This window comes from Nocardia thraciensis (genome assembly GCF_054782435.1).
Genome location: NZ_BAAGSM010000051.1, coordinates 167179 through 185619 on the forward strand (window position 1 = coordinate 167179; position 18441 = coordinate 185619).

Genomic DNA, 18441 nt, shown 5'->3' on the forward strand with positions numbered 1-18441 from the left:
CCTCGACCAGCTTTACATGCCTACTGGTTGGTTTCTGATTTTGAGTCCGGCGCGCCGCCTATCGAGTGGTTCCACGCGGGCTCCGCCCGCGCCTGCTCGCACCCGGAGCGGTGGCCCACGCCCACCGCGCCCATCCGCTGGCAGTTCCGCCGGGGCCGCTCACTCGGCGACGGGTGGATCCGACTGCGCGGCCGACACCGGCAGCAGGGCGCGGACGGCATCGATGGCGTCGGCCTCGGCAGGCTCCTTGTCGGGCCGATAGCGAACCACCCGCGCGAAGCGGAGCGCGACGCCGCCCGGGTAACGCGGGCTCACCTGAACCCCGTCGAGCGCGATCTCGACCACCAGCTCGGGCCGCAGGTAGACGGTGTGCTCGTCACGGGCACGCTCGTGGTGGGGGAATTCCGAGGTCTGCCACCGCAGCAGCGCATCGGTGAGCCCCTTGAAGGTCTTGCCGACCATCACCGGATCGCCGCCGTCCGAATCGCGCGCGCCCAGGTGCAGATTCGACAGGTAGCCGGTGCGGCGGCCGTAACCCCATTCGGCGCCGAGCACGAGCAGATCCAGCGTGTGGGTGGGTTTGATCTTCTGCCAGGCCCTGCCCCGCCGCCCGGCGGCGTACGGCGCGGCCAGGGACTTGACCACGACGCCCTCGTGCCCGGCGGCCAGCGCGCCGTCGAAATACGCCGCCGCCGCTTCGGCATCGGGATGGGTCAGCGACGGGATACTGTGCGCGGCGGCTACTTTCGCCAGCGCCGCGCGGCGCTCGGAGAGCGGCGCATCCAGCAGATCGGCGCCGTCCAGATGCAGGCAGTCGAAGAAGTACGGGTGCAGCAGCAGTTCGCGGGTCGATGACGCCGCGGGGACGGCCTGGCCGAGGGCGGCGGCCTCGCTGACCGCCGGATCCGCCCCGGGCCGGACGGCGTCGGGGGTGATCGCGAAGCGGCTCATCGTCTCCTGGAACGGGCGCGGGCGACCGGCATCCGTGAGGGCCAGCGTCTCCCCGTCGAGAACCACGCTCTCGCAGTCCAATCCGGTGACGAGCTCCACCAGCTCCGGCACGTTGCCAGTGATGTCGCGCAGCGTGCGCGTGAAGACCCACACCCGCGATCCCTTGCGGTGCACCTGAATTCGCGCGCCGTCGAGCTTGTGCTCGACGCTCACGTCGCCGCCGAATTCGGTGAAGGCCTCCTCGAGCGTGGCGCCCGGGGAGGCGAGCATGGGCTGAATCGGCCTGCCCACCTCCAACCGGAACTCCGCCAGCGCGGGCGCGCCGCCGGTCATCGCCGCCGCGGCCGTCACCGGCAGGCGGCCGGAGAGCATATGCGCGCGACGGACCAGATCGATCGGCACCTGTGCCGCCGCCGCGACCGCCTCGGCCACGATCGCGGTCAGGGCGCCCTGGCGCAGTTCGCCGGTCAGCAGTCGGACGAGGAAGTCACGCTCCTCGGCGGTGGCCGCGGACAGCAGCCCCACCAGCAGTTCCTGCCGACGGGCCGCCGAGCCGGAACCGCCGGTGCGGGCCAGCTCGCTCAGCACCGCGTCCACCGCCGGTACGGTCAGGCTCGGTTCGGCGGCGGGATCGACCGCGACGGCGACCAGCGTGCGCCAGCCCGTGCCGATACGGCCCTGCAGTAGATCCCCCGACACCCACGCCACGACCTGGGCGAGCTCGTCCGGCCCGGCGTGGCCCAGCAGCTCGGCCAGCGTGGCGATCTTGGTCTTGCGTGACGACGTCGCCCGCACGGCCCGCGACGCCGCAACGACTTGCGACAACAGCACGGTTCGACGGTAGCGCGGGGGTGTGACACATCGCTCGCTCGTTCTGCTAATCAGAGGTTTGCAGACCTGCGAAACCGCCCTAAACTGGACATATGGCCAAGACTTACGTCGGCGCGCGGCTGCGACAGCTGCGCACCGAACGAGGGCTGAGCCAGGTCTCGCTCGCCAAGAAGCTGGAGATCTCGGCGAGTTACCTCAATCAGATCGAACACGATGTCCGCCCGCTCACCGTACCGGTGCTGCTGCGCATCAGCGAGGTGTTCGGGGTCGACGCCGGATTCTTCTCCTCCCAGGACGACACCCGGCTCATCGCCGAGCTGCAGGAAGTGGTGATGGACCAAGAGCTCGGCATCGAGGCCGACGCCCAGGAGATCGCCGATATGGTCTCCGCGCACCCGAGCCTGGCCCGCGCGATGGTCAATATGCACCGCCGCTTCCGCAACACCACCGCCCAGTTGGCCGCCGCCACCGAGGACCGCTTCGCCGACGGCAGCGGGTCCGGGGCCATCTCCCGCCCGCACGAGGAGGTGCGCGACTTCTTCTATCAGCGGCAGAACTACATTCACGAATTGGATACCGCCGCAGAGGAACTCGCCACCCGGATGCGTTTCCACGGCGGCGATCTCAAGCGCGAGATCGCCCGTCGGCTCACCACCGCGCACGGGGTGCAGATCGTCGAGCGCATCGATCTCGGCGAGGGCGTGCTGCACCGCTTCGACACCGAGGCCCGGCGGCTGGAGATCGCTCCGCACCTGTCGGGCGGGCAGCGGGTGTTCAAGCTCGCGGCCGAACTGGGCTATCTGGAATGCGGCGAACTGATCGAAGAGCTGGTCGAGGAGGGAAATTTCGCCTCCGACGATTCCCGCACCCTCGCCCAGCTGGGGCTGGCCAACTACTTCGCCGCCGCCCTGGTGCTGCCCTATTCGTACTTCCACGAGGTTGCCGAGAACTTCCGCTACGACATCGAACGGCTGTCGGCCTTCTTCACCCAGAGCTATGAGACCGTCTGCCACCGGCTTTCGACGCTGCAGCGGCCGAAGCTGCGCGGGGTGCCGTTCTCGTTCGTGCGCGTCGACCGCGCCGGGAATATGTCGAAACGGCAGTCCGCCACCGGTTTTCACTTTTCTTCCAGTGGCGGCACCTGCCCGCTGTGGAACGTCTACGAGACCTTCGCCTATCCGGGGCGGATCATGACCCAGATCGCCCAGATGCCCGACGGCCGCAAGTATTTGTGGATCGCGCGCACCGTGGAGCGGCGGGCCACCCGCTACGGCGAGCCCAGCAAGACCTTCGCCATCGGGCTCGGCTGCGAGCTGCGGCACGCGGGCCGGGTCGTGTACGCCGACGGGCTGGATCTCAACGATCCCCAGGCCACCCCGATCGGCGCGGGTTGCCGTGTCTGCGAACGGACCAACTGCCCGCAGCGGGCCTTCCCGCCGCTGGGCAAGTCGCTCGACATCAGCGAACACCGCAGCTCCATATCCCCGTACGTGCTGCGATAGTCCGCCGGAATACGAGAATTCACATTCCCGAAACGTCGGCAACACGGTTGTCACCGGGAAATATTCGGGCGCAACACTTCCCACTTACTCTTCGGCGCACGGATACAGCCGCTGTATACAACGCGGGTGTCGCCGCACTCTTGATGAAGTGAGAAGGGTTCCGCCCATGTCAGATTCTCGTGACGCTCGTCGTCACCGCTCCCGCCGCCTGGTCAGGATCGTGGCCGTACCGACCGCCGTCGCGCTGTCGGCCCTGCTGCTGACCGCCTGCGGCGCCCGCGACGACGCCGAAACCGGCTCGGCCGCAACGTCGTGCGTCGACACCTCGAAGGATACGATCAAGATCGGATCTCTGCACTCGCTCACCGGCACCATGGCCATCAGCGAGGTCACCGTCGCCAACTCCACCAAGCTGGCGGTCGATCAGGTCAATGCCGCGGGCGGGGTGCTGGGCAAGCAGATCCAGATCGTGCCCGAGGACGGCGCGTCGGATCCGAAGACCTTCGCCGAGAAGGCCGAGAAGCTGATCAGCTCCGACTGTGTCGCAGCGGTTTTCGGCGGCTGGACCTCGGCCAGCCGCAAGGCGATGAAACCCAAGTTCGAGGCGCTGAACTCGCTGCTGTTCTATCCCGTGCAATATGAGGGCCTGGAGGATAGCAAGAACATCTTCTACACCGGCGCCACCACGAACCAGCAGATCCTGCCCGCGCTGGACTATTTGAAGCAGAAAGGCGTCAAGTCGCTGTATCTGGTCGGCAGCGATTATGTGTTCCCGCAGACCGCCAACCGCGAGATCAAAGCCTACGCGGCGGCGAACGGGATGGAGATCAAGGGCGAGGACTACGCGCCGCTGGGTTCCACCGATTTCTCCACAATCGTCAACAAGGTGCGAAATGCCAAGGCGGGCGCGATATTCAACACACTCAACGGCGACTCGAACGTGGCCTTCTTTCGCGAGTACGCCAACGCGGGCCTGAAAGCGGCCGATATGCCGGTGATTTCGGTATCGATCGCCGAGGAGGAGGTCACGGGCATCGGCCCGCAGAACATCGCCGGTCAGCTGACGGCCTGGAACTACTACCAGACCGTCGACAGCCCGCAGAACAAGGCGTTCGTCAACGCCTACAAGTCCGTCCACGGCGCCGACAAGCCCACCTCCGACCCGATGGAGGCCGCCTACACCTCGGTCTTCCTGTGGAAGAACATGGTCGAGAAGGCGAAGTCGTTCGCGGTGGCCGACGTGCAGAATGCCGCCGACGGAGTCAGCTTCGACGCCCCCGAGGGCACCGTGACCGTCGACGGATCCAACCACCACATCACCAAGACCGCGCGGATCGGCGAGATCCACGCGGACGGCCTGATCTACACGGTGTGGGACTCCGGCAAGCCGATTGCGCCGGACCCGTATCTGAGGTCCTACGAGTGGGCCAAGGGCCTGAGGTAGCCGAAGGCCGTCGATGAGGGGCGGTGTGGTCCCGTCCCCGTATAGGGAGGACGGGACCACACCGGTGGATCGAGCGAAATCGAGGTAATGCCCATGGAAGTGGTGATCGGCCAGCTGTTCACCGGCCTGAGTCTGGGATCCATTCTGCTGCTGGCGGCGCTGGGCCTGTCGTTGACCTTCGGTCAGATGGGCGTGATCAATATGGCGCACGGCGAATTCATCATGGCGGGCTGCTATACGACCTTCGTCGTGCAGCAGGTGGTACACGCGACGGGTGTGGCGCTCATCGTGTCGCTGTTCGCGGGATTCCTGGTCGGCGGAGCGCTGGGCGCCGCACTGGAAATGGGACTGATCCGCTGGATGTACGAGCGGCCGCTGGATACCCTGCTGGTGTCCTTCGGCGTCGGACTGATCCTGCAGCAGTTGGCGCGCAACATATTCGGCGCACCGGCCAAGAATGTGGTCGTGCCCGAATGGCTCTCCGGCGGCCTCACCATCGCCGGGGCCGTGGTACCCAAGACTCGCATCTTCATCCTGGTCCTGGCCGCCGCCGCGGTCGTCGCGCTGGCCGCCGCACTGCGGGCGACTCCGCTGGGGCGGCGCATCCGGGCCGTCGTACAGAACCGCGACCTCGCCGAAACCAGCGGCGTATCCAGCCGTTCGACCGATGTGGGCACGTTCTTCATCGGGTCGGGGCTGGCGGCGGTGGCCGGTGTCGCGCTCACGCTGATCGGATCGACCAGCCCGACGATCGGACAGAGCTATCTCGTCGACGCGTTCCTGGTCGTCGTGATCGGCGGGCTCGGTCAGATCAAGGGCACCGTGCTGGCGGCTTTCGCACTGGGACTGCTGAATTCGTTCATCGAGTACTCCACCACCGCATCCGTGGCGAAGGTGATCGTGTTCGTGCTCATCGTGGTCTTCCTGCAGGTGCGGCCGCAAGGGCTGTTCACCGTTCGGACGAGGAGCCTGGCATGAGCGGGCACGTGCGGACGCTCGGCGGTTTCGCCATCGCCGCGGTGCTGCTGTTCGCGGTGGCGCCCGTCGCACTGAGCGACTTCCGGTTGAGCCTGCTGGCCAAGTTCCTGTGCTTCGCCATCGTCGCGGTCGGCATCGGATTGGCCTGGGGCCGAGGCGGCATGCTCACCCTCGGCCAAGGGGTGTTCTTCGGGATCGGCGCGTACATCATGGCGATGCACATGCAGCTGGCCGATGCCGCGCGGCTGAAGCAGGACGTGCCGGAGTTCATGCAGATCGCCGGAATAGCCGAATTGCCCTCGTACTGGGTGCCTTTCGCGTCCGCTCCGGTGGCGATCCTGGCCGTGCTGGTGCTGCCCGCCCTGCTCGCCGCGCTGCTCGGGTTCGGGGTGTTCAAGCGACGGGTCAAGGGGGCGTACTTCGCGATCCTGTCCCAGGCGCTGACCGCCGCGCTGGCCGTCCTGCTGACCGGGCAGCAGACCATCGGCGGCTTCACCGGGCTCAGCGATTTCCGCGCGTTCTTCGGGTTCCGGCTCGACGATCCCGTGAATCGGCGGATGCTGTTCTTCATCGCGGCCGCGGCGCTGCTGCTCGTCACGGCGGTGGCGCGGCAGCTGATACACAGTCGCTACGGGGAACTGCTGGTGGCGGTGCGCGACCAGGAGGAGCGGGTGCGGTTCCTCGGCTACGACCCCGCCAATATCAAGATCGTCGCGTATGTGGCGGCAGCCTTCTTCGCCGGTATCGCGGGGGCGTTGTTCACACCCATCGTCGGCATCATCTCTCCGGCCGACATCGGGGTGGTGCCGTCGATCGTCTTCCTCATCGGCGTCGCGATCGGTGGCCGCACCACGCTGCTCGGCCCGGTGCTCGGCGCCATCGGCGTCGCCTGGGCGCAGACCACGTTCTCCGAGCACTTCCCGTCCGGGTGGACCTACCTGCAGGGCGTGCTGTTCATCGTGGTGGTCGGGTTCGTTCCGGCCGGTCTGGCCGGGATATGGCCGACGGCAAAGGGATTGGCCGATCGGTTCCGACGCCCGGCGATCCCGGTGTCGGCGACTGCCCCGGCCGGAGCGGGGAACGTCCAGGCGGAGCGGAAGGTCGAGGCGCGATGACCGACGACGAAGTGAACCAGGCCGCATCGGGATCGACCGCACCTGCCCGCGGGCCGAAGTTCGGCGGCACCGGAGGGATGGACAGCGAGTATCTCGAAATCCGGGGTCTCTCGGTCGATTTCGACGGATTCAAGGCAGTGTCCGACGTCGATCTGACCGTGCTGCAAGGCGATCTGCGCTTTCTGATCGGACCCAACGGAGCGGGTAAGACCACACTTATCGACGCGATCACCGGCCTGGTTCCCGCGACCGGCTCGGCACAGAAGTCGGGCGTGGAACTGTTGCGCCGCAAGGTGCATCAGATCGCCCGACTCGGCGTCGGCCGCACCTTTCAGACCGCCAGCGTGTTCCAGCAGCTCACGGTGCTGCAGAATCTCGATATCGCCGCGGGCGCCGGGCGCTCGCCGCTCACCCTGCTTCGGCGGCGCCGGGACGTGCTCCCCGTCATCGACTCCGCCTTGGAGACAACGGGTTTGCAAAGCATGCGCGACAAACCGGCCGGGGTGCTCGCGCACGGGCAGAAACAATGGCTCGAGATCGGCATGCTGCTGGTGCAGAACGCCTCGGTGCTGCTGCTCGACGAGCCGGTCGCCGGGATGAGCGCCGAGGAGCGCGAGGAGACGGGGAATCTGTTGCGCCGCATAGGTTCCGACCGGGTCGTCATCGTTGTCGAACATGACATGGACTTCATGCGGGCATATGCCAGCTCGGTGACGGTCCTGGCCGGTGGCCGGGTGCTCAGCGAGGGCACGGTCGAGCAGGTGCAGGCCGATCCGAAGGTGCAGCAGGTGTACCTGGGCACCGCGGCCGCCGTCGAAACCTACGCCGAGGAGGCAGCGGATGCTGGAACTAGTTGACGTCCATACCGGTTACGGCCGCACAGAAGTGATCCACGGCGTTTCGCTGACCGTGCCGGACGACGGGGTCGCCGCCGTCATGGGCCACAACGGCGCCGGTAAGACGACCCTGCTGCGTGCCGCCGTCGGGTTGCTACCGGTGCGGTCCGGTCAGATCCGCTTCGACGGCGAGACGGTCACGAGGCTCGCACCGTCGCGCCGAGTGCGGCGCGGGATGGCCTATGTCCCGCAGGGACAGCAGTGTTTTCCCCAGCTGACGGCCGCGGAGAATCTGCAGGTGGTCGCCGATGGGCGCAGGCGCGGCAAAGCGCTGATCGATGAGGCGCTGCACCTGTTTCCGGCGCTGCGCGAACTGCTCGACCGCAAGGCGGGGCTGCTGTCCGGCGGCCAGCGCCAGCAGCTGGCCATCGCGCGGGCCCTCGTCACGGAGCCCAGGCTGCTGATCCTCGACGAACCCACCGAAGGCATCCAGCCGTCCGTGGTCGCCGAAATCGAGCGTACGGTCCTCGAACTCACGCGCCGCGGTGGTCTGAGCGTGTTGCTGGTCGAGCAGCACATCGGCTTCGCCTTGCAGGCGGCGGGGCGCTACCACGTGCTGCAATCCGGCCGGATCGCCTCCTCGGGAGCGGGCGGGGCGGACGCGGCAGCCGCCGTCCGCGCGGCGATGGCCATCTGACGGGAAAGACGAGATGGCGCGCAGGGGGCGTATCTCGTTGGGAGAGCGGGTCTACCGCTCGCTGTGCCGGGACCTGGCGGCGGGCGCGCTCGACCCGACCGTGCGGCTCGGCGAGGAACGCCTCGCCGAGACGTACCGGGTCTCGCGGACACCCGTGCGAGAGGCGTTGGCCCGCTTGCTCTCCGATGGCCTGGTGGAACGCCACGGCGACGGGCTGTATCCGTACCGGCCGCGTCTCGACGAGCTGGGCGATCTGTACGAATTGCGAATAGTTCTGGAGACGCGAGGAATTCAGCGCGTCCGATTCGCCGCTGGCCGCGATCCGGCGATCATCACTGTCGCGCGGTCGAATACGACATCGCACGATCAATTGGCGGTCCGGCGGGAGCTGGATCGCTGGCGCGCACTGCGCGACGACCCGCCGGACGCGGGGGCCGAACTCGTCGCCGCGGACGAGCGGTTCCACACCACATTGCTGACGGCGGCGGGCAATTCGGCGCTGGCCGAGGCGCTGACCACCGTGTACGCCAAAATTCGCCCGATCCGCTCGCTGGACGTGCCGACCCCGGAACGAGTCGCGGCAATGACCGCCGATCACATCGCGATCGCCGAGCGCATCCTCGCCGGCGACCTGGACCACGCCCTGGACACCTTGCTCACCCATATCCTGCGCTCCCGGGCCAACGTGCTGACCCGCGCCCGCAGCGCCCTCGAACTCACCAAACTCGGCCAGGCCCTGCGGGATTGAGGACATGAGGGCCGCTTCGCTGCGGGGTTGTCCGCACCCGCTGCAGGCGCATGCCGACCAGGGTCAGGCCGAAGGCCGTCACGAGCATCGCCGCCAGCGACCACGCGAGGATCGAAAACCCGTGCGGCGCAGCGGCCGCCGCCACCAGGGGTCCCACGGTCGCACCCACGTAGAAGCTGAACATCGCCACCGACATGGCAGCGGCACGGGCCTCACCGCCCAACTCACCGGCGCTCTGCAGGACCGCGGGAGCGATCGTGCCCAGCCCGCCCACCAGAACGGCGAGCAGCACGGTCAGCAGCGCGAGGTGACTGCCCGCGAACGCGGCGAGCACCATCGCGGTCGCCGCGATCAGCACGCCGAGCACGATCTGGCCCGGCTTGGACAACCGCGCCAGCGGCACGGCCAGCACCGGCAGCAGCGCCATCACCGGCAGCGCTCCGGCCCGCAGCGTCAGCAGTTCCCCGGAACCGTGCACCAGACCCGTGAGCTCGATCCCCGTATAGATCCCGACCATGACCGCCATGGCCAGCGCCCCGGCCACCAGCATCGGCAGCAGCGGCCGGATCCGCAGCACCGCGGGAATCGCCGAATAACTGTGCAGCAGTGGCTGATCCGCGCCCGTCGGAGCATCCGCGAGCATGACCGCCCGCAGCAGCATCGCCAGCGCCGCGAACGCCGCGGCCGACACGACGAACACCGCGCGCCACGGGAACGAGGCGACCATGGTCTGGGCGGCGATCTGCGCCACGACCGTCGCGGCCAGGAACGAGGTGGAGACCGACATGGTCGCCACGGGGCGGTGCGCGGGATCGATCCGGGTTCCGATGTAGGCCATAATCGCGGGCGGGATCGATCCGACGATCAGTCCCTGCGCGATGCGCAGGGCGATCGCGACGGGAGCCGAGAACGCCATGCCGGTCAACAGGGTGACCACCGCGGCGATCAGCATGCCGGTCACCAGCACCCGGCGGTGCCCGAACCGGTCCGACAGTGGGCCGAACAGGACGAACCCGCCCGCATAGCCGAAGGCGAAGGCGCTGATGATCCAGGTCATCACGCTCGGCCCCACCTGCCAGTCCGACTGCATGGCCGAGAACATGGGGATCGGCACGTACATCTGGCCGGTGGCGAGCAGGGCGGACAGCACGAAAACCGGCAGTGTGCGTCCCGTGTGGGCACGGGGTAACGCACCCGCGGAGGGCGAGACGACCTGGTCCGTGACGATAGTTGGCGCCATGGCGACGACGGTAAGCGCATTCCGCCAAGGAGTCAACCGAATAGTTGGTTGGAGGCTGGTAAAGTTCTCCCCATGACCGCTCCGACCAAGCGCAGCGACGCGACCCGGCAGGCGCTGCTGCGCGCCGCCCGCGACGAGTTCGCCGAATACGGCCTGGCTGGCGCGCGCGTCGATCGCATCGCCGAGGCCGCCGGGGTGAACAAGGAACGCATCTACGGCCTGTTCGGCAGCAAGGACAAGCTGTTCGACGTCATCCTCATCGAGTCGCTGGACGAGTTCAGCGACGTCGTCCAGCCGCTGGCCGACACCGAGCCCGGCGACTACGTGGGCAAGCTGTTCCGCTACCACCGCGACAATCCCCAACTGCTGCGGCTGCTGCTGTGGGAGGCGCTGCACCGCGGCGCCGACGCGCACGATGTCGACGGCCGCCGGGACGAGTTGTACGCCCGCAAATTCGCCCGCGCCCAGGAACAATTCGGTGTGGACGAACGCGTGGCGGGCCGACTCCTGCTGGCGCTGTGCGGCCTGGCCGCCTGGACCCACGCGGTGCCGCAGACCACCCGGCTGCTACTCGGCCCCGCGGCCGCGGATTCCGCGGCAACGCAGGAGTTCCTGCAGGAGTTCGCCCGCGCCGCCATGCGCCGCGAGCCGCAACCGGTCAACCATTTGACCACCAGGTCCGTCGAACCCGGCACGCCCGTCGATGCGATCGATGGCGCCGTCGAGCGCCTGCGCGCCGCACAGGCCGAGGCCGAGGCCGCACGCGAGCAACTCGCCGCCGCGTTGCGCGGAGCCCACGCGGCGGGAGCGAGCGCCAACGAACTGGCCCGGCGGGTCGCCGGGACCATATCCCGCCCGGTCGTGCTGAAACTCCTTGCCGAGTAACGACATCAGAAGCTGAATCGCGCGAGCTCGGTGCGCTTGGCGATCTCGAGCTTCGGGTAAGCGCGGTACAGGTGATGGCCGACGGTACGGGGGCTGAGAAACAGCTGGGCGGCGATGTCACGGTTGCTGAGTCCGGCCGCGGCGAGCCGAACGACCTGCAATTCCTGCGCGGTGAGCCGCGAGACGGGGTCGTGATGGTGCGGCCGCGCAACGGGCCGGTCGCCGAGCACGCCGAGTTCGGCGCGGGCCCGCTCGGCCCAGGCGGCGGCCCCGAGTCGTTCGAACGCGTGCAGCGCTTCGCGCAGCCGGGTGTGCGCGTCGGTGCGGCGGCGTTGCCGACGGAGCCATTCGCCGTACAGCAACGCGGTACGCGCGTAGTCGTACGGGCACTCGGCCTCCCGGTGCAGCCGGAGGGCGGTGTCGAATCGGATCTCGGCCTCGGCGTCGGCGGACAGCAGTGCGTGGCACCGTTGGACCAACGCCTCCGCGTACGGCTGTCCGATATGTTCGGCCCAGTCGGTGAATTCGGGCAGGTACCGATCCGCCTGCGCCGTTCGGTCGCTGCGAACGGCCGATTCCACCTGGTCGGGGATGGCTCGGATCAGGAAGTCGCGGCGCAGCGGCCCGGAGGTCGCGGTTTCCAGATGATCGGCGGCCGCATCATAGCGCCCCCGGCCGAGGTCGAGCAGTCCCAGCGCCCAGGTGGCGAGGGCGGCGTTGGTGGGGTGCCGGTTCCGGTTGCGCAGCATGGTCTCGGCGTGGGCGCGGCACCGCTCGGCGTCACCGGCCACGGCGGCCAGCCAGGCGGGCACGGCGGTCATGATGATCGCCTGGGTGTCCTGGCCGAGGTCTGTGGACACCGAGAGCGCTTCGGACACCACGGTTTCCGCGTCGCGAAAGCGCCCGCGCAACAGCAGGGCGATGGCCAGCGGCTCCTGGGAGTAGGGCAGCCAGCCCAGGGCGCCCGTCCGGCGGGCGTCGGCGACCACCGCCTCCAGCACCTCGATCGCGGCCCGATCGTCGGTGATGAGGGCGAGGTATCCGGCGAGTACGCGCTCCACCATGCCACGCACGCGCCCGTCCCGCGCTGCCGCGACCAGCGACCGCATGCCGTCCACTCCCTCGCCGGTGCGACCGTCGAAATAGCGGCCCAGCCCGATCATTCCGTCGACCACCGGCCGCAACTCGGAGCCGGGCTCCACCCGCACGTCCGAGAGCAGCTGCGCCGCGGCCCGCACCAGGTCGTGCGCACCGCCGTCCTTGGCGCATCCGATGGCATCGGTCAGCATCGAGACCGCTTGCGCCGGACGGGTTTCGACGATCGGCGCGGCGCCGCTCACCATCAGGGCGGCCGCCGCGGCCGGTGACTCCCGCTCGTAGGCGACCTGGGCTCGAATCCAGGTGGCCTCGGCGTGGATCGACTTGCTGGTGGTGACATCCACTGCGGCCGAGGCACATTCGTCGGCCCGGTCGAGCGCCCCGGCGTCGTAGGCGGCACGGGCGGCGCCCGCCAGTCGTCGGCCGCGATCGTCCGGATCGATGCTGAGTTGCGCGCTGCGCTCGAGCGCGTGCGCGACCGCGGACGACCCGCCACGCTGAGCGGCGCGCCGAGCCGTCAGCTCCAAGGCGGCCGCGACCGTCTCGTCCTCCGCGGTGGTGGCCGCGGCCAGATGCCAGACGCGGTGGTCGGCGTATCGGTCCTCGGTCAGCGTGTCGGCCAAGGCCTGGTGGGCGGAGAGCCGCCAGCCGCGGGGCGCGCCCTGGTAGGCGGCGGTGCGGATGAGCGGGTGCCGGAACGCGATCCCGCGACCGTTCTGTTCGATCAGATCGCACCGTTCGGCCGGGTCCAGATCGGCGCCGGTCAACTCGAGCTGTTCGGCCGCGCGGACGACCACCGCCGGATCCGCCGTATCGTCGGCCGCGGCCAGGACCAGAATCCGTTGCGTGCGCTCCGGGAGTTCGCGGATGCGCGCATGAAAGGCGTCCTGAACCTGCCTGGTCACCGGCAGCGGTTCCACGGGCAGCGACCAGGCACCGTCGCCGCGCTCCCGGCTGGTGAGCGCGGCGGTGAACTCGATGATGGCGAGCGGATTTCCGCGCGCTTCGGCCAGAATGCGCGCACGTGTCGGACCGGCCAGATCGTGCGCGCGCTGGTTCAGCAGCGTCGTCGCGTCGACGCGATCCAAGGCGGGCAATGTCATCGTGTCGAGCCCGGCGGCCGGTAAGCGCCCGGTGTCCGCCCGCGCGGTAAACAGCATGGCGACCGGCTCGTGCCGCAACCGCCGGGCGGCGAACAACAGCGCGCCCAGCGACGCCTGGTCGAACCAGTGTGCGTCGTCGACCAGGCAGATCAGCGGCACGTCGCCGGTCAGCTCGGACAGCAGCGAGAGGGTCGCCACGTCGGTCAGCAACCGTTCGCCGACACCACCGTCGGTCAGCCCGAACGCCGACCTCAGGGACTGCGCCTGCGGTGCGGGAATCTCCTCGAGACGGTCCAGATACGGGTGGAACAGCATGTGCAGACCGGCGAAGGGGATGTCGACCTCGGATTCGATCCCCTGGCCGCGCAGCACCCGCAGCCCCGGTGCCGCCTGCTCGGCGTGGTCCAGCAGGGCGGTCTTGCCGATCCCCGCCTCACCCAGGATCACCAGCGCGCCGCCGACGCCGTCTCGGGCGTCGGCCAGCAGCCGGTCGATCCGCGCCAGCTCGTCCACACGCCCGAGAACCACCTGCGAACAGTAACAATTCGACGCTTGCGAGCCCAGGGGAAACGGGCCCGTGCATGCTCGTGCACGGGCCCGCCGTCGTCAGTTGTCGCCGTGTCCCGGCTCGACGCGAGTCATGGTGGAGTCGTAGCCGCCGCCTCCGGGGTACACCCATGCCCCGTCCAGCACATCGCCCGCTTCGTCGAACGAACCCCGGAAGTACGCCGGTGATCCCTTCTCGCCGCCCCAGATGGTGAGCACATCGCCCTCCATCTCGTACACGTAGTCCAGCGTGTCGCCCTTGTTGCCGTAGAAACGGCTCTTGATGTCGGCGCCGGGCGCCTCGGCGCCGAACGGCTTCTCCCGCCCGATCACCTCGATGCCTTCGATTCGCTCGCCGTACTGCTCCAGCTGGATGTCCTGCAGGAGGAAGCGCTCACCGGTCATCCAGCGGTAGGTGACGATGCCCTCGGCCCCGCCGGTGACCTTCCACGTTCCGATCAGCCGGTCAAGCGCGGCCAGTTCGGGGTCCGAGGCCTGAATATTCTGCTCGTTCATCGTCGGTCATCTCCTCTATGTGTCACCGCGGTCGCGGTGTGTTTCACGAGCAAGACGGTATGACCGGGGCTATCAGTACCCGCATCGGTCGAAATACTGGTGTGGCCGGGGCTGGTCGGCGAACATCGTTGTTCACAATGTCTGGTTCCGGCCCGAGCACGCTGTTAGCGTGAGGCATGGTGTCGACGAAGCCACGCATCGAACCGGGCCGCCTGCGTGAACTGGGGCCCGTCAACTGGGTTGTCTGGCAGCTACTTTCACGTGCCGCCGGTACGCCCGACGCGCACTTGTTCAGCACCCTCGGCCGCACCGGCGGGCTGTTCCGCGGCTGGCTGCACTACTCCGGGCGGTTGATGCCCGGCGGAAAACTGCCGCGCTACGAGACCGAGCTGGTGATCCTGCGCGTGGCGCACCTGCGCCGGTGCGAGTACGAGACGGATCACCACATTCGCCTGGGCAAGCGGGCCGGGGTCACCCGCGAGATCCTGGACCGCCTGCGCATCGGCCCGGAGGCGCCCGGCTGGCCCGCCAAGGAGCGCGCACTGTTGTCGGCCGTCGACCAGTTGGTGCGGGCCCGCGATATCGATGACAGCACCTGGTCGGCCCTCGCCGCTCACTACGACGAGCGCCGACTCATCGAAATCGTGCTGCTGGTCAACCAGTACGAGGGCCTGGCCAGCACCATCACCACCCTGCGCGTGCAGACCGACCACTAGCGCGGGACCGGGAACGACCCGAAATCCGATCGATGTTGTCGGTGCCGTCTGGTACCGATCAATGTATGACGATCCTGGGCGCGGTATCTCTTCCACAGGTTCCACCGGAGCGTTTGCGCGAAGTGGCGCGCGTGGCCGAACAGTCCGGCCTCGAGGAGTTGTGGCTGTGGGAGGACTGCTTCCTCGGCGGTGGAATCGCCACGACCGCCACGGTGCTCGCGAACACCGAGCGGTTGCGCGTCGGGATCGGCGTACTGCCGGTGCCGCTGCGCAATGTGGCCGCCACGACCATGGAGATCGCCACGTTGGAACGACTTCACCCGGGTCGCGGCGTGTGGTGCGTCGGCCACGGCGTGCAGGACTGGATGGGGCAGATCGGCGCGCGGGTCGAATCCCCGGTCACCCTGCTGCGTGAGTACATCGACGCCCTGCGCGGCCTGCTCGCGGGTGAGCGGCGCACCGTCGACGGGCGCTATATCCAGCTCGACGATGTAGCACTCGACTGGCCCCCGGCGCAGGCGCCCGACATCATCTCCGCCGCAACGGGCCCCCGCACGCTGCGTTTGGTCGGCGAGATCGCCGACGGCGCCATCCTCACCGCGGGCACCTCCGTCGCCGCGCTGCGCCGGGCCGTCGCCTTGCTGAACGAGGGCCGAGCCAAGGGCGGCCGCTCCGGCGACGGGCGCGTGATTGCCAACCTCTCGACGGCGACCGGCCCCGATGCCCTGGAGCGCCTCCGCGCCGACATGCTCCGGATGGGCCGCGAATCCGTCGACGGCATCGGAACCACCGACGAGGAGGGCGTCGGCGTCGCGGGCGATGCGCATGCCGTCGCGGACGCCGTCGCCCGCCTCGCCGGGGCGGGTGCCGACACGGTCATCCTGCAACCCACGGCGGACGCCGACCCTGTCGAGTTCATCCGCTTCGCCGCCGAGCAGGTCCGCCCCCTAGTGCCCTGAAGCCGTTCAGCGCGTGGGCTTTTCGATCAGGGCGGCTAGGCCGTCGAGTACGCGGGCCAGCCCGAAGTCCCAGGCGTGGTCGGCGGAGTAGGCGCTGTTGTGAGCCTGGCCCGCGGCCGCTCCGACGCGGGCCGCGAGGGGATAGCGGTCGGTGTCGAATAGGCGCTCCAGGACGGGCGCGGTGCGCTCCCACCACTCGCGGTCGGACATGCCGCTGTCGGCCGCGGCGCGCGCGGTGTCGATCGCGATGCGGGCGACCGACGTGACGAATCCGAGCAGGTAGGTGAGTGCGGCGTCCATCTCGATGTCGTCGAGGCCGAGTCCGTCGAAGGCCCGCAGTTCGTGGTCGTACTTGGCGGCCACGCCCGGTCCGAGCGGCGGACGGGTGGTGGGGACGTAGGCGACCCAGGGATGGCGCGAGAGCAGCTCGCGGTTCTCCGCCGCCACCGTGGAAACCCTTTCCCGCCAAGGTAATTCGGTGAGCTCCGCGCGAGCCATCTGCCCGTAGACCGAATCGAGCATCAGATCCAGCAACTCCGCCTTGCCCGGCACATAGGTATAGGTGGCCATCGGCGTCAACCCCAATCGGGCCGCCACCGCCCGCATCGTCAATGCCTCGAGCCCCTCGGCATCGGCGATCTCGACCGCCGCCGCCGCCACCTCGTCGACACTGCTGCGCTGCTTCGGTCCCCGCCCCGACCTCCGGGCGGGCTCGCGCCACAACAGCTCCAGCGTGCGCGCCGGATCACCCGCGCTGCTTCGTGCGCCACCCCCTCCACGGCGACCGCCCACTCTCCACGCACCTCCGCCTCGGTCGTATCGGCGTGATCATGCCCACAATGCGCCGCGCCGAAAAATTCTCTACAAAGTACAGTGTACTAGGTACAGAGTTATTCGGCATGCCGGTCCGGCCGGGACCCGTCTGCCGGATCACGAGGAGGCACCATGAACATCACCGCATCCGCCCTCTCCCTGAACGTGCCCGATCCGGAGGCGTCGGCGAAGTTCCTCACCGAGCACTTCGGCTTCGAGGAACAGATGTCCGCCGACGGTTTCGTCTCGCTGACCCGCCCCGATGCCGGTTTCAACATCATCTACCTGCGCACGGGCTTGCCGACCTTCAAGCCGGAGCGCATCGCGGGCGCCGCGGGCCAGGGCACGCTGGTGGCCTTCGTCGTCGACGACATCGAAACCGAGTACCAGCGCGTCCGACGCGAGGGCGTGCCGATCGTGACCCCGCTCGAAACCGAACCGTGGGGCGAGCGCTACTTCCAAACCCTCGACCCCAACGGCATCGTCATCCAGCTCGTCCAGTGGGTGAGCGAGTAGGGCGTCACGGTCGGAAACCTCAGCCGACAGCTACCCGTTCAACGCCGCCCGAAATACCTCGGCAGCCGATGTCGACGAATGCCCGAGCAGCTTCTGCAGGTCGCCGCTTGTCACATCGAGCAGCCCGGCTCGAACGCCGGTGTCGGCGTCGGCCAGCACCTTGGCGTAATCGCCGGGCAGGCCCGACTTCTCCAACGCCGCGGCGTAATCGTCCTGCGGGAGATCCTGGTACCGCACCGCCTTGCCGGACACCTCCGATATCACCTGCGCCAGATCCGCATACGTCAGGCGCTCGTCACCACCCAGCTCGTAGACCTGTCCGGCGTGCCCGTCGGTGCCGAGTACTGCGGCGGCCGCCTCCGCGTAGTCGGCCCGCGCCGCGCCCGCCACGCGGCCCGCACCGGCCGCGCCGTACAGCACACCGCTCTCCACGGCCGGCGCGAGTCCGCCGAGGTAGTTCTCCCAGTACCAGCCGTTGCGCAGAATCACATGCGGCACAGCAGCTTTCGCGAGAACATCTTCGGTGCCGCGATGCTCCTGCGCCAGAATCATCTCGTTCTCGGCGGCGCGTGGAATGCTGGTATACGCGAGCAATTCCACCCCTGCCCGTTCGGCTGCGCGAATGACGTTGGTGTGCTGGTCCACTCGGGCACCGAACTCGTTGCCGGAGACGAGCAGCACCCGATTCACCCCGGCGAGCGCCCGGTCCAGGGCCTCGGCGTCGTCATAGGGCGCCTGCCGGACATCGACACCGCGCTCGGCGAGATCGGCCACCTTCGACAGATTCCGGACGATCGCGACGACCGGCCCGTCCCCCCGGCGCAGCAGCGCCTCCACGACGAGACGGCCCAACTGTCCACTGGCTGCGGTGACTGCGACGGTCATGTCCTACCTCCTAGTTGCGTACGGAATATCTAGCACTAACTAATAGTTAGTACACGATATTC

At 68.6% G+C, this 18441-nt stretch carries 17 protein-coding genes; 11 read left to right on the top strand and 6 right to left on the bottom strand.

Annotated elements, in window-relative coordinates; translation table 11 throughout:
* Positions 1-159: 159 nt before the first annotated feature.
* On the bottom strand, positions 160-1782 hold the full coding sequence (locus tag ACYVLQ_RS31595) for an ATP-dependent DNA ligase (protein ID WP_460701188.1): 1623 nt from the start codon (positions 1780-1782) through the stop codon (positions 160-162).
* Between the two features lie 92 nt (positions 1783-1874).
* Between ACYVLQ_RS31595 and ramB the strand changes: the two genes are divergently transcribed.
* From ramB to ACYVLQ_RS31630, 7 genes are all read left to right on the top strand, one after another.
* Positions 1875-3284 carry an acetate metabolism transcriptional regulator RamB gene (gene ramB, locus ACYVLQ_RS31600; RefSeq protein WP_460701189.1) on the top strand — a complete coding sequence of 470 codons (1410 nt, stop codon included), beginning with the start codon at positions 1875-1877 and terminating at the stop codon, positions 3282-3284.
* Between the two features lie 166 nt (positions 3285-3450).
* Positions 3451-4728 carry an urea ABC transporter substrate-binding protein gene (gene urtA, locus ACYVLQ_RS31605; RefSeq protein ID WP_460701190.1) on the top strand — a complete coding sequence of 426 codons (1278 nt, stop codon included), beginning with the start codon at positions 3451-3453 and terminating at the stop codon, positions 4726-4728.
* A gap of 93 nt (positions 4729-4821) precedes the next feature.
* Positions 4822-5706 carry an urea ABC transporter permease subunit UrtB gene (gene urtB, locus ACYVLQ_RS31610; RefSeq protein ID WP_460701191.1) on the top strand — a complete coding sequence of 295 codons (885 nt, stop codon included), beginning with the start codon at positions 4822-4824 and terminating at the stop codon, positions 5704-5706.
* The gene (urtC, locus tag ACYVLQ_RS31615; protein ID WP_460701192.1) at positions 5703-6821 is read left to right on the top strand and encodes an urea ABC transporter permease subunit UrtC; all 1119 of its coding nucleotides are present in this window, start codon (positions 5703-5705) and stop codon (positions 6819-6821) included. Before urtB ends, urtC begins: the two co-directional genes overlap by 4 nt.
* Positions 6818-7678, top strand: a complete 861-nt coding sequence (gene urtD, locus ACYVLQ_RS31620) for an urea ABC transporter ATP-binding protein UrtD (RefSeq protein ID WP_460701193.1) — start codon at positions 6818-6820, stop codon at positions 7676-7678. The genes urtC and urtD overlap by 4 nt, the downstream gene beginning before the upstream one ends.
* The gene (urtE, locus tag ACYVLQ_RS31625) at positions 7662-8354 is read left to right on the top strand and encodes an urea ABC transporter ATP-binding subunit UrtE (RefSeq protein WP_460701194.1); all 693 of its coding nucleotides are present in this window, start codon (positions 7662-7664) and stop codon (positions 8352-8354) included. The genes urtD and urtE overlap by 17 nt, the downstream gene beginning before the upstream one ends.
* Positions 8355-8367: 13 nt before the next feature.
* Complete coding sequence (locus ACYVLQ_RS31630; protein ID WP_460701195.1) at positions 8368-9102, top strand: GntR family transcriptional regulator; 735 nt, start codon at positions 8368-8370, stop codon at positions 9100-9102.
* Here ACYVLQ_RS31630 and ACYVLQ_RS31635 read toward each other — a convergent pair.
* Positions 9071-10342: an MFS transporter gene (locus tag ACYVLQ_RS31635; RefSeq protein WP_460701196.1), complete on the bottom strand. Its 1272-nt coding sequence runs from the start codon at positions 10340-10342 to the stop codon at positions 9071-9073. The two genes, ACYVLQ_RS31630 and ACYVLQ_RS31635, sit on opposite strands and share 32 nt — an antisense overlap.
* Before the next feature lie 72 nt (positions 10343-10414).
* Between ACYVLQ_RS31635 and ACYVLQ_RS31640 the strand changes: the two genes are divergently transcribed.
* Positions 10415-11227, top strand: coding sequence for a TetR/AcrR family transcriptional regulator (locus ACYVLQ_RS31640; protein WP_460701197.1), 813 nt, complete (start codon positions 10415-10417; stop codon positions 11225-11227).
* Between the two features lie 5 nt (positions 11228-11232).
* Here ACYVLQ_RS31640 and ACYVLQ_RS31645 read toward each other — a convergent pair whose 3' ends face one another.
* Together ACYVLQ_RS31645 and ACYVLQ_RS31650 are read right to left on the bottom strand one after the other, a co-directional pair.
* Positions 11233-13956 carry an ATP-binding protein gene (locus ACYVLQ_RS31645; RefSeq protein WP_460701198.1) on the bottom strand — a complete coding sequence of 908 codons (2724 nt, stop codon included), beginning with the start codon at positions 13954-13956 and terminating at the stop codon, positions 11233-11235.
* A 78-nt stretch (positions 13957-14034) separates the two neighbouring features.
* Positions 14035-14490 carry a hypothetical protein gene (locus tag ACYVLQ_RS31650; RefSeq protein WP_460701199.1) on the bottom strand — a complete coding sequence of 152 codons (456 nt, stop codon included), beginning with the start codon at positions 14488-14490 and terminating at the stop codon, positions 14035-14037.
* 176 nt (positions 14491-14666) lie between these two features.
* Between ACYVLQ_RS31650 and ACYVLQ_RS31655 the strand changes: the two genes are divergently transcribed.
* Entirely contained in the window at positions 14667-15206 is a 540-nt protein-coding gene (locus ACYVLQ_RS31655; protein ID WP_460701200.1) for a carboxymuconolactone decarboxylase family protein, read from the top strand.
* Between the two features lie 65 nt (positions 15207-15271).
* Positions 15272-16165, top strand: a complete 894-nt coding sequence (locus ACYVLQ_RS31660; protein ID WP_460701201.1) for an LLM class flavin-dependent oxidoreductase — start codon at positions 15272-15274, stop codon at positions 16163-16165.
* Positions 16166-16171: 6 nt separating this feature from the next.
* On the opposite strand, the gene ACYVLQ_RS31665 is transcribed toward ACYVLQ_RS31660, so the two are convergent.
* The gene (locus ACYVLQ_RS31665) at positions 16172-16957 is read right to left on the bottom strand and encodes a TetR/AcrR family transcriptional regulator C-terminal domain-containing protein (RefSeq protein WP_460701202.1); all 786 of its coding nucleotides are present in this window, start codon (positions 16955-16957) and stop codon (positions 16172-16174) included.
* A gap of 153 nt (positions 16958-17110) precedes the next feature.
* Here ACYVLQ_RS31665 and ACYVLQ_RS31670 point away from each other — a divergent pair, with 153 nt between their 5' ends.
* Entirely contained in the window at positions 17111-17494 is a 384-nt protein-coding gene (locus tag ACYVLQ_RS31670; protein ID WP_460701203.1) for a VOC family protein, read from the top strand.
* A gap of 30 nt (positions 17495-17524) precedes the next feature.
* Here ACYVLQ_RS31670 and ACYVLQ_RS31675 read toward each other — a convergent pair whose 3' ends face one another.
* A complete protein-coding gene (locus ACYVLQ_RS31675; protein ID WP_460701204.1) occupies positions 17525-18379 on the bottom strand; it encodes an SDR family oxidoreductase in 855 nt (284 codons plus the stop codon).
* Positions 18380-18441 lie beyond the last annotated feature (62 nt).

Excerpts from the sequence above, each read along its gene's own strand:
- ramB (WP_460701189.1), top strand. The coding sequence starts at position 1,875 with ATGGCCAAGACTTACGTCGGCGCGCGGCTGCGACAGCTGCGCACCGAA.
- urtA (WP_460701190.1), top strand. The coding sequence starts at position 3,451 with ATGTCAGATTCTCGTGACGCTCGTCGTCACCGCTCCCGCCGCCTGGTC.
- urtB (WP_460701191.1), top strand. The coding sequence starts at position 4,822 with ATGGAAGTGGTGATCGGCCAGCTGTTCACCGGCCTGAGTCTGGGATCC.
- urtC (WP_460701192.1), top strand. The coding sequence starts at position 5,703 with ATGAGCGGGCACGTGCGGACGCTCGGCGGTTTCGCCATCGCCGCGGTG.
- urtD (WP_460701193.1), top strand. The coding sequence starts at position 6,818 with ATGACCGACGACGAAGTGAACCAGGCCGCATCGGGATCGACCGCACCT.
- urtE (WP_460701194.1), top strand. The coding sequence starts at position 7,662 with ATGCTGGAACTAGTTGACGTCCATACCGGTTACGGCCGCACAGAAGTG.
- ACYVLQ_RS31630 (WP_460701195.1), top strand. The coding sequence starts at position 8,368 with ATGGCGCGCAGGGGGCGTATCTCGTTGGGAGAGCGGGTCTACCGCTCG.
- ACYVLQ_RS31635 (WP_460701196.1), bottom strand. The coding sequence starts at position 10,342 with ATGGCGCCAACTATCGTCACGGACCAGGTCGTCTCGCCCTCCGCGGGT.
- ACYVLQ_RS31640 (WP_460701197.1), top strand. The coding sequence starts at position 10,415 with ATGACCGCTCCGACCAAGCGCAGCGACGCGACCCGGCAGGCGCTGCTG.
- ACYVLQ_RS31650 (WP_460701199.1), bottom strand. The coding sequence starts at position 14,490 with ATGAACGAGCAGAATATTCAGGCCTCGGACCCCGAACTGGCCGCGCTT.
- ACYVLQ_RS31655 (WP_460701200.1), top strand. The coding sequence starts at position 14,667 with ATGGTGTCGACGAAGCCACGCATCGAACCGGGCCGCCTGCGTGAACTG.
- ACYVLQ_RS31660 (WP_460701201.1), top strand. The coding sequence starts at position 15,272 with ATGACGATCCTGGGCGCGGTATCTCTTCCACAGGTTCCACCGGAGCGT.
- ACYVLQ_RS31670 (WP_460701203.1), top strand. The coding sequence starts at position 17,111 with ATGAACATCACCGCATCCGCCCTCTCCCTGAACGTGCCCGATCCGGAG.
- ACYVLQ_RS31675 (WP_460701204.1), bottom strand. The coding sequence starts at position 18,379 with ATGACCGTCGCAGTCACCGCAGCCAGTGGACAGTTGGGCCGTCTCGTC.